The sequence below is a fragment of the Micromonospora sp. RB23 genome, assembly GCF_053585025.1.
Window position 1 is genome coordinate 775,811 of record NZ_CM132111.1, and the last position, 13,478, is coordinate 789,288.

Sequence of the window (13,478 nt, forward strand, 5' to 3'; positions counted from 1 at the left end):
GTCGACGTGCGGCTCTTCGTGGCGGTCTGTCCGCCCGTCGAGGCGGTCGGCCACCTCGGCGCGCAGATCGCGCGGCTGCGGCTCGCCGCGGCGGCCGCCGCCGGTGCCCGGGTACGGCTCGTCGATCCGGCGGATCTGCACCTCACCCTGGCGTTCCTCGGTGACGTCGAGGCCGCGCGGCTGGTCGACGTGGAGAGTGCGCTCGGGCTCGCCGCCGACTCGTTCGGCGACGGCCTCGACGGCCCGCCCCGGCTGCGTCTCGGCGGCGGTGGCATGTTCGGCGACGGTCGACGCACGGTGCTCTGGGTGGACGCCCAGGGCGATGTCGCGGCGCTGCACGGCCTGACCCGGCTCGTGCGAGAGCGCCTGCGCGTGGCCGGTTTGCCGTACGACGACAAGCCCTTCCGGCCGCACCTGACCGTGGCCCGGCCCGGTGACCGCGTGGACGAGGCTGATGTCGAGGCCGACCGGGTTGTGCTTGACGAGTATCAGGGACCGGAGTGGCCGGCGACCGAGCTGCTGCTGATGCGTAGCCACCTCGGGTCGGGACGCCCGCGTCACGAGCGGCTCGCCGCCTGGCCGCTCTGACCCGTCGATCGACTCGGGTTCCGGAATGCGGGGGTGTCCGACACGCGCCGACAGCGCGGTTTCCGAGAACCCGAGTCGATCAAGCAGTGCCTGCGTCAGGAGGACTCGCGGGCGGCCGGACCGCTACCGAAGAGCACGTCGTCCCAGCTCGGCAGGCGCTTGCGCGGCTTGCCGCCGGCCTCGGCGGTCTCGCCACCGGCTGCCGCCGCGGCCGTACCCGTCCGCCGGGGCCGCAGCACCGCCAGCGACGGCACGGCCGGGACCTCCTTGGGCGCGTCCGAGTCGTCGTCGAAGGCCGACCCCTGCCCACCGCCGAGCAGCGCCGCAGCGCCGCCGCCGACCGGCCGCTGCCGGGGCGCGTCCGGCCCGGCAAGAGCAGCAGGGGTACGCGGTTCGAGCCCGCGACCCGACGAGGCCCCGAGTGGACGGTCCAGCGAGGCGAGCAGAGCATCCCGGCCGGCCCGGATCGGGTCGCGGCCCGGGCGCGGGTGCTCGGACGCCGCCGGCAGCCCGTGCCCGCCACGGCTCGGCTCACCACGCGACGGACCGGGCAGGCCGTGGCCGCTCCGCTCCGGCGCCGGCTCCTGGCCGAGGATGGGCGTGGGCCGCTCGGCGCACAGGTACTGCGCCATGTCGTCGTGCGGGGTGACCGCCTGCCGGGTCTTGTCGAGATCCCAGATGGCCTGGGCGGTGGCCTTGCCCGACGGCCAGGTGGCGATGATCCGCCAGGTGCCGTCGTCGCGCCGGTACGCGTCCCAGGAAATCTTCTCGGTGTCGATGCCGTGCTGGCTCAGTCGACCGTTGACCACCTCGGCCAGCGGGGTGGGCTTCTCCGCGCCCTTGAGCCGGGTGCGGCGGGCGTGCTGGGCGAGCATGGCCCGCTCCTGCAACACCGGCCCGGCGTAGCGCAGGACCCGGTCGACCGGCACGCCGGCGATCCGGGCGACGTCCTCGGCCGACTCACCGGAACGGATGCGGGCCTGGATGTCCCGAGGAGACAGGGACGGGACGGGATCGGCGGCGGTCGGCGCCACCGCGAGCGGCGGTGCGCCGGGCTCCGCGTGCAGCGCGCCGGCGATCCGCTCGTCGATAGGGAGGGCGAGCAGCCGCCCGACCTCGTCGGCGAGAACCAGAGCATGGCCGTCCTCGGAGAGGGCGACGAAGCGTACTGGGCGCATAACGTTGCCTCCGTCCCGCTTCGCTGGCCGCACGCCACGAGTCGGCCACCCAGGCGTCTCGGACCACCGTACGCGCATCTGTCTCAGGGTGGGGGAAGCGACACCCCGCATGTCGTGACTGAGCTGCGGCAACGATCACGGTGGGTGTCCATCGAGGCTTCGACGGACACCCACCGTGACGAACTTCAGAGGCGCTCGACCACGTAGTCAATGGACGCGGTCAGCGCCTCGACGTCGGCCGGCTCGACGGCCGGGAACAGCGCCACCCGCAGCTGGTTGCGGCCGAGCTTTCGGTACGGCTCGGTGTCGACGATGCCGTTCGCGCGCAGCGCCTTGGCGATCGCGGTGGCGTCCACCCCGTCGGCGAAGTCGATGGTGGCGACCACGTTGGACCGCAGCGCCGGGTCGGTGACGAACGGGGTGGCCACCGTGGACCGCTCGGCCCAGCCGTACACCGTGGCGGCGCTCTCCGCCGTGCGCTTCGCCGCCCACGCAAGGCCGCCCTGCGCGTTCATCCAGTCGGTCTGCTCGGCGGCCAGGAAGATGGTGGCCAGCGCCGGCGTGTTGTACGTCTGCTCCAGCCGCGAGTTGTCGATCGCGGTCACCAGGTCCAGGAAGGCCGGGATGTAACGGCCGGACGCCTTGATCTCGGCGGCCCGGTCCAGCGCGGCCGGCGACATCAGGGCCAGCCAGAGGCCGCCGTCGGAGCCGAAGCACTTCTGCGGCGCGAAGTAGTAGACGTCGGTCTCGCCGACGTTGACCTCGAGGCCACCCGCGCCGGAGGTGGCGTCGACCAGGAGCAGCGAACCCTCGTCCGCGCCGGCCACCCGGCTGATCGGCACGGCCACGCCGGTCGAGGTCTCGTTCTGCGGGGTCGCGTACACGTCCACGCCGGCCTCGGCGACCAGGCTCGGGGCGCTGCCCGCGTCGGCCTTGCGGACCGTCGGCTCGCCCAGGAACGGGGCGTCCTTGATCGACTTGGCGAACTTGGCGCCGAACTCGCCGAAGCTGGCGAACTGGGCCCGGTCACGGACCAGGCCGAAGGTGGCGACCTCCCAGAACGCGGTGGTGCCGCCGTTGCCGATCACGACCTCGTAGCCCTCGGGCAGCGAGAAGAACTCGGCGATGCCGGAGCGCAGCCGGGCCACCTGGTCGCGGACCGTCTTCTGCCGGTGCGACGTACCCAGGTAGCTGGTCGCCACCTCGGCGAGCGCGGACACGGCCGCCGGACGGACCTTGGACGGGCCGCAGCCGAAACGGCCGTCGGCGGGCTTGATCTCGTCGGGAATCCGGATGATCGGTGCGTCAGCCACGGTTCTGAAGATCCTTCCGCAAGGGCGAGGGCGGGCCCGGCGACACTGCCGGCCCTCATCCTCGCACCCGGGGCTGGCGGCGACGGCCGGGGTCCCGACGGGCGGTCTGAGTCCTTCGCCACACCGCCCTGCCCGGGCGGGCCGCCACACCGCCGTCCCCCGGCGGGCCACCACGCACAGGGGCCCCGGCCCGACGTCGTACGTCGGACCGGGGCCCCGATGAGCAGCTCAGACGCCGTGCGGGATGGCGCCCCAGCCCTCGACGTCGGACGGCTTGCGGGTTTCCGGCCCCACGTAGCGGGCGGACGGCCGGACCAGCCGCTGAAGGCGCTTCTGCTCCAGGATGTGCGCGCTCCAGCCGCCCATCCGCGCGCAGGTGAACATCGACGTGAACATGTGCGCCGGCACCTCGGCGAAGTCCAGCACCACGGCCGACCAGAACTCGACGTTCGTGGCGAGCACCCGGTCCGGACGGCGGGCCTGAAGCTCCGCGAGGGCCGCCTTCTCCAGGGCCTCGGCGATCTCGAAGCGCGGCGCGCCCAGCTCCTTGGCGGTGCGCCGGAGCACGCGGGCGCGCGGGTCCTCGGCACGGTAGACGCGGTGACCGAAGCCCATCAGCCGCTCACCGCGGTCGAGGACACCCTTGACGTACCCCTCGGCGTCGCCGCTGCGCTCCACCGCCTCCAGCATGCTGAGCACGCGCGAGGGCGCGCCACCGTGCAGCGGGCCGGAGAGGGCGCCGATGCCCGACGAGATGCAGGCCGCCGCGTCCGCGCCGGTGGAGGCGACGATGCGCGCGGTGAAGGTCGAGGCGTTCAGGCCGTGCTCGGCGGCCGAGATGAAGTACGCGTCGACGGCCTTGACGTGCCGCGGGTCCGGCTCGCCGCGCCAGCGCTTCATGAACCGCTCGACGATGGTCTGCGCCTTGTCGATCTCCTTCTGCGGCACCGCCGGCAGGCCGAGACCGCGGGCGGACTGGGCGACGAAGGACAGCGCGGTCACCGACACCCGGGCCAGGTCCTCGCGGGCCTGCTCGTCGGAGATGTCCAGTAGCTGGTTGAGACCCCAGTAGGGGGCCAGCATGGCGACCGCCGACTGCACGTCGACCCGGATGTCGCCGGAGTGCACCGGCACCGGGAACGGCTCCGCCGGCGGCAGGCCCGGCCCGAACCGGCCGTCGACGAGCAGCGCCCAGACGTTGCCGAACGAGACCTGGCCGATAAGATCCTCGATGTCGACCCCGCGATAGCGCAGCGCGCCACCCTCGCGGTCGGGTTCGGCGATCTCAGTCTCGAAGGCGACGACGCCCTCCAGACCGGGTTTGAAGTCGGCCATGTCGCTCTCCTGGATCTGGTCGGTACGCCCGATCAGCTGATCCGGCCCGGTCGGCCGAGCGCCTTAGGCGACCCTCAGGGATGTGTTCGGAACATCTTGCCTGCTGTGTAACGGAATACGCGACCCAGTGCGACTGTGCTGCACGCGACATCTGAGGGCGCGCATTCTCCGCGTCGGTCGGTGAGACTGGGCGAAGCGGGCTGGCCAGCGTGGAAGAGCGCCGGCCGGAGCGCCGAAGAGGAGTAGAAAAGTGACGGGCAACACACCTGGCCCGGCCGCGATGCGTAACGAGTACGCCGCGGACCTGGGCCTGACCGAGGCCGACCTGGCCGCCGACTGGCACACCCAGTTCGACAGGTGGTTCGCCGACGCGGTGGCCCACGGGCTACCCGAGCCCAACGCCATGGTGGTGGGCACGGCCGACGCCACCGGCCGGCCGAGTGGGCGGACGGTGCTGCTCAAGGGGTACGACCCGGACGGCTTCGTCTTCTTCACCAACCACCTGTCCCGCAAGGGTGTCGAGGCGGCCGGCAACCCGTACGCCAGCCTGGTCTTTCCGTGGTTTCCGATGCAGCGGCAGGTGGTGGTCTCCGGGTCGATCGCCCCGGTCGATCCGGCGGTGACCGAGTCGTACTTCGCCAGCCGGCCGCGCGGCTCGCAGGTGGGCGCGTGGGCCAGCCCGCAGTCGTCGGTGGTGCCGGACCGGGCGACGTTGGAGGAGAGCTACCGGGAGGTGGCCGAGCGGTACGCCGACGCGAGCACCATCCCGCCTCCACCGCACTGGGGCGGCCTGCGCGTCCGGCCGGACTCGGTGGAGTTCTGGCAGGGCCGGTCCGGTCGGCTGCACGACCGCCTGCGCTTTCGTCGCGTCGACGAGGGCGACTGGATCGTCGAGCGGCTGGCGCCGTGACCGGTGTGCAGGAGGCCCGGCAGCGCGGAGCGCGCCGCTGGGCGATCGACGTCCGCCCGCTGCGCGTACCGGCGTACCGGCGGTTGTGGCTCGGCAACACCGTGGCGATGTTCGGCTTCCAGTTCACCGCCGTCGCGGTCCCGGTCGAGATGTACGCCCTCACCCGGGACTCGTTCTGGGTCGGTCTGCTGGGTGTGGCCGCGTTCGTACCCCTGCTGATCTTCGGGCTCTGGGGTGGCGCGGTCGCCGACGCCCGCGACCGCCGTGCCGTGCTGCTCGGCGGCTCATTGTTGCTCTGGGCATCCACCCTCGGACTGCTGGTCCAGGCGCTGCTGGACGTGGGCAGCCCGGTGCTGCTGCTGGTGTTGATGGCCGTGCAGTCGGTGGCGTTCGCGATCACCTCGCCGGCCCGCAGCGCCATGCTGCCCCGGCTGGTTCCGGACGACCTCGTCCCCGCCGCCAGCACCCTCAACTACACGACCTTCACCGCCGCGTCGGTCGCCGGACCGCTCGCCGCCGGCCTCATCCTCGCCGCCTCGTCGGACACGCGGGTGGTGCTGCCGATCGCGTACGGGCTGGACGCGGTGCTGTTCACCGCGATGCTCTGGGCGGCGCTGCGCCTGCCGGCGCTGCCGCCCGAACCGACCGCCGACGGTCAGGTCCGCCGTGCCGGCCTGGCCAGCGTCATCGACGGCTTCCGGTACCTGGCCACCACGCCCGTCCTGCTGCTCTCGTTCGGCGTGGACCTGATCGCGATGATCCTGGCCATGCCGAGGGCCCTGTTCCCGGAGATCGCCAACGAGCGGTTCGGCGGGGGCGGCACGGTCGGCCTGCTCTACAGCGCCATCGCGATCGGCTCGATGATCGGCGGGCTGACCTCCGGCTGGATCGGTCGGCTGCGGCGGCAGGGCGTCGGCCTGGTCGTCGCGGTGGTCGGCTGGGGCCTCGCGATCGCCGCCGCCGGGTTGGCCCAGCAGCTCTGGCTGATGGTCCTGCTGCTCGCCGTGGCCGGCGCCGCCGACCTGGTCAGCGCCGTCCTGCGCCAGTCCATGCTGCTGGTGTACGCGCCCGACCGGATGCGTGGACGACTCCAGGGCGTCAACACGGTGGTGGTGGCCGGTGGGCCACGCCTCGGCGACCTGCGGGCCGGCACCATGGCGGCCGGGTTCGGCGGCGGGGTCGCCTGGGTCGCCGGCGGACTCGCCTCGGCCGTGCTCGTGGTGGTGCTCGCGGTCGCCTTCCCGGCGCTGCTGCGCTACCGCGCCACGACGGCGTCGAGCGGCGACCGGCCGTGACCGGTTAGGGTCGCCGGCATGGAAAGCCCCGACCAGCGCCCCTTCTCCGGCGCGCAGTGGACCATCGCCGCCGCGGGCCACGAGGCCGTCATCGTCGAGGTGGGCGGCGGGCTGCGGACGTACCGGCACGACGGCGTCGACCTGCTCGACGGGTACGGCGTCGACGAGGTCTGCCCCGGCTGCGCCGGACAGGTGCTCGCCCCCTGGCCGAACCGGATCCGGGACGGGCGCTACGCGTACGGCGACCGCACGCACCAGCTCGCGCTGACCGAGCCGGAGCGGCACGTCGCCATCCACGGGCTGGTCAACTGGGTGCCGTGGCGGCTGTTGGAGCAGTCCACGGACGCGGTGACCCTCGGCTACGACCTGCCGCCGCAGCCTGGCTACGAGTGGCCGCTGCGGCTGGTCAGCCGGTGGAGCGTCAGCGCGGACGGTCTGCGGGCCGAGCACGAGGTGACGAACGTCGGCGCCGAGGTGGCCCCGTTCGGCTTCTCCGTGCACCCGTACCTGCAGCTGCCGGGTGTCGCCGTGGACGACCTGGTCATGCGGCTGCCGACGCGTACCCGGATCATGGTGGACGGCCGGCTGCTCCCGGTCGGCGCGACGCCGGTGGCCGGCACCGAGTACGACTGGACCAGCCCGCGTCGGATCGGCGACGCCGAGCTGGACCTGTGCTTCGGCGAGGTCATCCGCGACGCCGACGGCGGCTCCTCGGTGAGCCTGGCGGCGCCGGACTCCTCGTCCGGGGTGACCATCTGGGCGGACGCCGAGTTCGGCTGGTGGCAGGTCTTCACCGGTGACGCGCTCACCGGCGAGCGGCACCGCCGGTCGGTGGCGATCGAGCCGATGACCTGCCCGCCGGACGCGTTCCGGTCGGGCAGGGACGTGCTCGCGCTCAAGCCCGGCACGACCTGGCGGGGTGCCTGGGGCATCCGTCCCGGGGCCTGATGGAGTTCGCCGAGGTCGTCCGCCGTCGCCGGATGGTCCGCAACTACGACCCGGACCGTCAGGTCCCGCCCGACGTGGTGGACCGGCTGCTCGACCACGCCGTACGCGCCCCGTCGGCCGGCTTCGCCCAGGGCTGGGGTTTCCTGGTGTTGGAGGAGCCGGCCGACCGGGAGCGGTTCTGGGCGGCCACCACGCCGGACGGTGGAGGACGGGAGCGCTGGCTGGCGGGGATGCGCCGCGCGCCGCTCATCGTGGTGCCGCACGCCAACGAGTCGGCCTACCTGACGCGGTACGCGGAGCCCGACAAGGGCTGGACCGACCGGTCGGGAGACCGCTGGCCGGTGCCCTACTGGTACGTCGACACAGGCTTCGCCGCGCTGCTCATGCTGCTCACCGCCGTGGACGAGGGGTTGGGGGCGTGTTTCTTCGGCATCCCGCCCCAGCGGTTGGCCGCGTACCGGGAAAGCTTCGGTGTGCCGGAGGAGTACCAGCCCATCGGTGCCGTCACAATCGGTTACCGAGCACCGGACCATCGGTCACCATCGTTGCGTCGTGGCCGCCGTGGAGTGGACGAAGTGGTGCGGCGCGGCCGGTGGAGCTGAGCGCGACGTCCCGTTCGTCGGGTTGAGGATCGGACGAGCGATAGCGAAACTGGCATCAGGGAGCAGAACGCCGCGTGCGTCGGGCCGCTAGGCTGGCACGGTCATCGGTGCCGCGCCGCGCGGTGCCCGCCGCGGCCCGGCTCGGCGCCGCCGGTCGGCCCGGTCACGGGGAGGGGAGCGTGCCGTCGTGATCTTCAGAGCGGTCCGGGACGGGCGTCCCTACCCGGAGCACAATCTGACGCTCAAGCAGTGGGCGGAGATTCCGCCCCGTCCGCTGCGCCTGGATCAGTTGATCACCACCAAGCGCGAGTTGGCGCTCGACAAGCTCCTCGCCGAGGATTCGACCTTCTACGGCGACCTCTTCCCGCACGTCGTGCAGTGGAACGGGGGCCTCTACCTGGAGGACGGGCTGCACCGCGCGCTGCGCGCCGCGCTGCAACAGCGCAACCAGATCCACGCCCGGGTGCTGGTGCTCTCCGAGCCGATCGAGTGAGCGGCCGCATGAGCGGGGGTCATCGAGTGAGCGGCGCAGGCTGAGGCTTCACTAAGGTGACGGCATGACTGCCCTCGATCTGCTCGACCTGGATCCGTCGCTCACCGAGGAGGAGCGGCAGATCCGCGATGTCGTCCGCCGGCTCGTCGACGACCGGGTCCGCCCGCACGTCGCCGACTGGTACGAGGAGGGCCGCGTGCCGGCCCGCGAGCTGGCCCGGGAGTTCGGCAAGCTCGGCCTGCTCGGCATGCACCTGAGCGGGTACGGCTGCGCGGGCGCGTCCGCCGTCGCCTACGGGCTGGCCTGCCAGGAGTTGGAGGCCGGCGACTCCGGTGTCCGCTCGCTGGTCTCGGTGCAGGGCTCGCTGGCGATGTACGCCATCTGGCGCTACGGCAGCGAGGAGCAGAAGCAGCGCTGGCTGCCCCGGATGGCCACCGGCGAGGCGATCGGCTGCTTCGGCCTCACCGAGTCCGACCACGGCTCCGACCCGGCGTCCATGGCCACCCGCGCCCGCCGCGACGGCGACGACTGGGTGCTCACCGGCGGCAAGATGTGGATCACCAACGCTCCGATCGCCGACGTGGCCGTGATCTGGGCGCGTACCGACGACGGGGTGCGCGGTTTCGCCGTACCCATGGACACGCCCGGCGTCACGGCGCGCGAGATTCGCCGCAAGATGTCGCTGCGCGCGTCGCTGACCGGTGAGATCGTGCTCGACGACGTCCGGCTTCCGGCCGACGCCCAACTGCCCGAGGCCGTCGGGCTCAAGGCCCCGCTGAGCTGCCTGACCGAGGCCCGGCACGGCATCGTCTGGGGCGCCGTCGGCGTGGCGCGCGACTGCCTGGAAACCACCCTGGCGTACGCCACCACGCGCACCCAGTTCGGTCGGCCGATCGCCGGCTTCCAGATCACCCAGGCCAAGCTCGCCGACATGGCCGTCGAGCTGGTCAAGGCGCAACTGCTCGCGCTGCACCTCGGCCGGCTCGCCGACGCCGGCCGGCTCCGCCCCGACCAGGTGAGCGTGGGCAAGCTGAACAACGTGCGGGAGGCCCTGGCCATCGCCCGGCAGTGCCGCACCATCCTCGGCGCCAACGGCGTCTCCGGCGAGTACCCGGTACTGCGGCACGCGAACAACCTGGAGAGCGTCCTGACGTACGAGGGCACCTCGGAGATCCACCAGCTGATCGTCGGCCAGCGGCTCACCGGGCTCTCCGCCTTCGCCTGACCTGCCCGTTTACGCATTCCGGCCGCTCGCCGCGCGGCTGTCGTACGGGGGCCGTACCGTCATTGACAGACGACGTGTCTGACGAGGACGGTGAGTGTGATGGCTCGCGACGCTGACATCAACGAGCCCACGAGGGAGTTCCCCGGTTACCCGACCGGCGACGACCTCAGGGAGCGCTCGGCCGCGACACCCGACCCGACTCCGGGCGGCACCGATGGTCCCGGCACCGATGGTCCCGGCACCGGCGGGGGTGGGGGCGGGGGTGCGGCCCGCGGGCTGCTCCTGCTGCTCGGCGCCGCCGCGCTGGCCGTGGTGGTGCTGCTCGGCGTGCAGGCGACCGGCTTCCTGCCGGATTTCCGTAACCCGTTCGCCAAGGAGCAGACCGACCGCAGTCAGCCGCCGCTGCTGAAGTCGATCCAGGATCTGAGCCGCTACGTGGCGGCCGAAGGCAACTTCCAGGTCGTGGTCGACACCCAGAACGATCGGCGCAACGTCCCGGACTTCCTGCTCAACGAGCGCACGCTGTTCGTCGGGGCCGGCAGCGTCGAGGCATACGTCGACTTCACCAAGATCGGTGAGGGCGCCATCGTGCAGTCCGCCGACGGCAAGTCCGTCGAGATCAAGTTGCCCGCCCCGCAGCTCGGGGAGACCAACCTCGACATGGAGAAGAGCTACGTCTTCGCCGAGCAGCGCGGCCTGCTCAACAGGCTCGGTGACCTGGTCGGCAACGACCCCAACCGGCAGCAGCAGATCTACCAGCTGGCCGAGGAGCGGATCACCGCCGCCGCCCGGGACAGCGGGCTCTCCGCCCGCGCCGAGGCCAACACCCGCAAGATGCTGGAGGGGCTGCTGCGCTCGCTGGGCTACCAGCAGGTGACGGTCACGTACACGGCCCCCTGACCTCGGCGCTTCGGTCGCAGCGCCCCGGCGCTTCGGTCGTACGCAGCGCCCGCCCCGACGACGATCGAGGCGGGCGCTGCCCCGTCCGCCGGGCCGTCGCCCGTCCGCCCTCGCTGCCCGGTCTGCCGGGCCGTCGCTGCCTCGCCCGCCTCCGCTGCCCGGTCTGCCGCGCCGTCGAACGGGATGGTCCACTCCACATCGCCGATCTCGGGGTATCACCGCCCCCAGAAAGCGCCACATCGGCGATGTGGAGTGGATCAAGGGCCGGGCGAGCGATGTGCTGGCAAGATCTGCGCAAGTTCGGGGATCCTGCTGCCTCCGACGGTCGGGAAGCAGCAGGATCCCCGAAGTTGTGACTGACTACGGCTGGCCAACGCCGGGTCAGGTGGTGGGTCAGTGGCCGGTCGAGGCCAGGTAGCGGTCCTCGTTGGGCATGAGGATCCAGAGGATCAGGTAGACGACCACCTGCGTGCCGGGCAGCAGCAGCGACAGCAGGAACAGCAGCCGGACCATCCCGGCGGACATGCCGAACCGCTGACCGAGACCGGCGCAGACACCGGCGAGCATGCGCCCCTGGCGGGGCCGAACCAGTTTGCGACTCATCGTCGTACTCCCACTCTGCGGCGGTGCGCCGCGTCTGCAATCCACGGTAGAAAGGGGCGGCCGCCCCGCCCTCGGTCCCGAGGAGGATCGGCGACCCGTGGACCCGTAGGTACTTACCCGTGCGGTCCTCGCTCGACGCCCCCGCGCCCCGCCCGCGCTCCACACTCACACTCCGCGCCAAGCGCCCCCCGCCCCGCCCCGCCCGCGCTCCACACCCACACTCCGCGCCAAGCGCCCCCCGCCCGCGCCCCGCCCCCCGCCCCCCGCGCCCCGCGCCAAGCGCCCCGCGCCCCGCGCCAAGGTCGTGCTCGATCCTGGATGTAGTGGCTTCCGGCCGCGTCCAAGGCCACTACAACAAGGTTCGAGCGCGATCATGTGGGCGGGCGCGATCATGCGGGCCGGGCGCTCACGCGCGCGGACGCGATCATGCGGGCGGCCCGCACACAGGAGAGGCGGCCGGCGGTCCGGTGGCCGGGCTGTGGTGCTCGGGTAAGGGGTGAGCAGGGCAGGTAGGCTGACAGGTCGGGCACCCACACCCCGGGTGACCGGCGGCCACCCGACCGGGCGGCCACGAGCGGGGCCGCCGACCGGTGGCCACGACCGGGCGGAACCCGTACGACGGGGGAACGCCGAGGAAGCGCAGCCATGATCAGTGTTTTCGACCTCTTCAGCGTCGGCATCGGGCCGTCCAGCTCGCACACCGTGGGGCCGATGCGGGCCGCTAGGACGTTCGTGGCCGGGCTCAAGGCCGACGGACTGCTCGCCGACACCGCGCGGGTGCAGGCGGAGCTGTTCGGGTCGTTGGGCGCCACCGGGCACGGGCACGGCAGCGGGCCGGCGGTGCTACTGGGGCTGGCTGGCGAGTCCCCGGAGACGGTCGACACGGACACCGTGGGTCCTCGCGTCGAGCGCATCCGTGCCGAGCGGCGGATCAGCCTGCTCGACGCGCACGAGATCGACTTCGACCCGGATCGGGATCTGACGCTGCACCGCCGCCGGTCGCTGCCGTACCACCCGAACGGGATGACTTTCGCGGCCTTCGACGCGGCCGGCGAGCAGATCAGGGCTCGCACCTATTACTCCGTCGGTGGCGGTTTCGTGGTGGATGAGGCGGCGGCGGGCGCGGACAAGATCAAGCCGGACACGACGCGGGTGCGGTACCCGTTCCTGACCGGTGCGCAGCTTCTCGACGTCACCACCTCCACCGGGCTGTCGATCAGCGAGGTGATGCTGGCCAACGAGCGGTCGTGGCGCAGCGAGGCGGAGATCCGGGCGGGCCTGCTGGAGATCTGGCGGGTGATGCGGGAGTGCGTGCAGCGTGGTTGCGAGCGGGACGGCGTACTCCCGGGGGGTTTGAAGGTCCGGCGGCGCGCGGCGGAGCTGCGGCGCGGCCTGGAGGCGGACGCCGGGACGGCCGACCCGCTGCACGCGATGGACTGGGTGACGCTGTTCGCGCTGGCGGTGAACGAGGAGAACGCGGCCGGGGGTCGGGTGGTGACCGCGCCGACGAACGGCGCGGCGGGAATCATCCCGGCGGTGCTGCACTACTACAGCCGGTTCGTCGAGGGCGCCGACGAGGACGGGGTGGTGCGGTTCCTGCTGGCGGCCGGAGCGATCGGGGTGCTGTTCAAGGAGAACGCGTCGATCTCCGGGGCCGAGGTCGGCTGCCAGGGTGAGGTCGGTTCGGCGTGTTCGATGGCGGCGGCGGGGCTGGCCGAGGCGCTCGGCGGCACCCCCGAGCAGGTGGAGAACGCGGCGGAGATCGGGATGGAGCACAACCTCGGGCTGACCTGTGACCCGGTGGGTGGCCTGGTGCAGATCCCCTGCATCGAGCGCAACGCCGTGGCTAGCATCAAGGCGATCACGGCCGCCCGGCTGGCGCTGCGCGGCGACGGTGTGCACGCGGTCTCGCTGGACAAGGTCATCAAGACCATGCGGGAGACGGGCGCCGACATGAAGGTCAAGTACAAGGAGACGGCGCGTGGCGGTCTGGCCGTCAACGTGATCGAGTGCTGAAGCCGGTCGATTCAGGGCATTCGTTCACCGACTGCTAACCTGGCGTCCGTTTGCAGGAGGCGGGAGGCGGCG

Annotated in this window: 13 protein-coding genes; 9 read left to right on the forward strand and 4 right to left on the reverse strand. The window is 72.4% G+C overall.

The window, feature by feature from the left end; genetic code table 11:
* Nucleotides 1–6 precede the first annotated feature (6 nt).
* Nucleotides 7–588: an RNA 2',3'-cyclic phosphodiesterase gene (gene thpR, locus ACTFTM_RS03560; protein ID WP_449564434.1), complete on the forward strand. Its 582-nt coding sequence runs from the start codon at nt 7–9 to the stop codon at nt 586–588.
* A 95-nt stretch (nt 589–683) separates the two neighbouring features.
* On the opposite strand, the gene sepH is transcribed toward thpR, so the two are convergent.
* From sepH to ACTFTM_RS03575, 3 genes are all read right to left on the reverse strand, one after another.
* Nucleotides 684–1,766: a septation protein SepH gene (gene sepH / locus ACTFTM_RS03565; RefSeq protein ID WP_449564435.1), complete on the reverse strand. Its 1,083-nt coding sequence runs from the start codon at nt 1,764–1,766 to the stop codon at nt 684–686.
* Between the two features lie 185 nt (nt 1,767–1,951).
* Nucleotides 1,952–3,079, reverse strand: coding sequence for a phosphoserine transaminase (serC, locus tag ACTFTM_RS03570; RefSeq protein WP_449564436.1), 1,128 nt, complete (start codon nt 3,077–3,079; stop codon nt 1,952–1,954).
* A gap of 228 nt (nt 3,080–3,307) precedes the next feature.
* The gene (locus tag ACTFTM_RS03575; RefSeq protein WP_145786027.1) at nt 3,308–4,414 is read right to left on the reverse strand and encodes a citrate synthase 2; all 1,107 of its coding nucleotides are present in this window, start codon (nt 4,412–4,414) and stop codon (nt 3,308–3,310) included.
* A gap of 280 nt (nt 4,415–4,694) precedes the next feature.
* Between ACTFTM_RS03575 and pdxH the strand changes: the two genes are divergently transcribed.
* The 7 genes from pdxH to ACTFTM_RS03610 all read left to right on the forward strand — a co-directional run bounded on the left by pdxH (nt 4,695) and on the right by ACTFTM_RS03610 (nt 10,787).
* Entirely contained in the window at nt 4,695–5,324 is a 630-nt protein-coding gene (gene pdxH / locus ACTFTM_RS03580) for a pyridoxamine 5'-phosphate oxidase (protein WP_449566530.1), read from the forward strand.
* The gene (locus tag ACTFTM_RS03585) at nt 5,321–6,619 is read left to right on the forward strand and encodes an MFS transporter (protein ID WP_449564437.1); all 1,299 of its coding nucleotides are present in this window, start codon (nt 5,321–5,323) and stop codon (nt 6,617–6,619) included. Before pdxH ends, ACTFTM_RS03585 begins: the two co-directional genes overlap by 4 nt.
* Nucleotides 6,620–6,637: 18 nt before the next feature.
* The gene (locus ACTFTM_RS03590; RefSeq protein ID WP_449564438.1) at nt 6,638–7,567 is read left to right on the forward strand and encodes an aldose 1-epimerase family protein; all 930 of its coding nucleotides are present in this window, start codon (nt 6,638–6,640) and stop codon (nt 7,565–7,567) included.
* Nucleotides 7,567–8,169 carry a nitroreductase family protein gene (locus ACTFTM_RS03595; RefSeq protein ID WP_449564439.1) on the forward strand — a complete coding sequence of 201 codons (603 nt, stop codon included), beginning with the start codon at nt 7,567–7,569 and terminating at the stop codon, nt 8,167–8,169. The genes ACTFTM_RS03590 and ACTFTM_RS03595 overlap by 1 nt, the downstream gene beginning before the upstream one ends.
* A 187-nt stretch (nt 8,170–8,356) precedes the next feature.
* Nucleotides 8,357–8,662, forward strand: a complete 306-nt coding sequence (locus ACTFTM_RS03600) for a type II toxin-antitoxin system VapB family antitoxin (RefSeq protein WP_007454850.1) — start codon at nt 8,357–8,359, stop codon at nt 8,660–8,662.
* 64 nt (nt 8,663–8,726) lie between these two features.
* Nucleotides 8,727–9,887, forward strand: a complete 1,161-nt coding sequence (locus ACTFTM_RS03605; RefSeq protein WP_449564440.1) for an acyl-CoA dehydrogenase family protein — start codon at nt 8,727–8,729, stop codon at nt 9,885–9,887.
* 99 nt (nt 9,888–9,986) lie between these two features.
* Nucleotides 9,987–10,787, forward strand: coding sequence for a DUF4230 domain-containing protein (locus tag ACTFTM_RS03610; protein WP_449564441.1), 801 nt, complete (start codon nt 9,987–9,989; stop codon nt 10,785–10,787).
* Nucleotides 10,788–11,180: 393 nt separating this feature from the next.
* Here ACTFTM_RS03610 and ACTFTM_RS03615 read toward each other — a convergent pair whose 3' ends face one another.
* Nucleotides 11,181–11,390 (reverse strand): PspC domain-containing protein, encoded by a 210-nt coding sequence (locus ACTFTM_RS03615; protein WP_355049178.1) that lies wholly within the window; start codon nt 11,388–11,390, stop codon nt 11,181–11,183.
* Between the two features lie 645 nt (nt 11,391–12,035).
* Here ACTFTM_RS03615 and ACTFTM_RS03620 point away from each other — a divergent pair.
* A complete protein-coding gene (locus ACTFTM_RS03620) occupies nt 12,036–13,406 on the forward strand; it encodes an L-serine ammonia-lyase (RefSeq protein ID WP_449564442.1) in 1,371 nt (456 codons plus the stop codon).
* Nucleotides 13,407–13,478 lie beyond the last annotated feature (72 nt).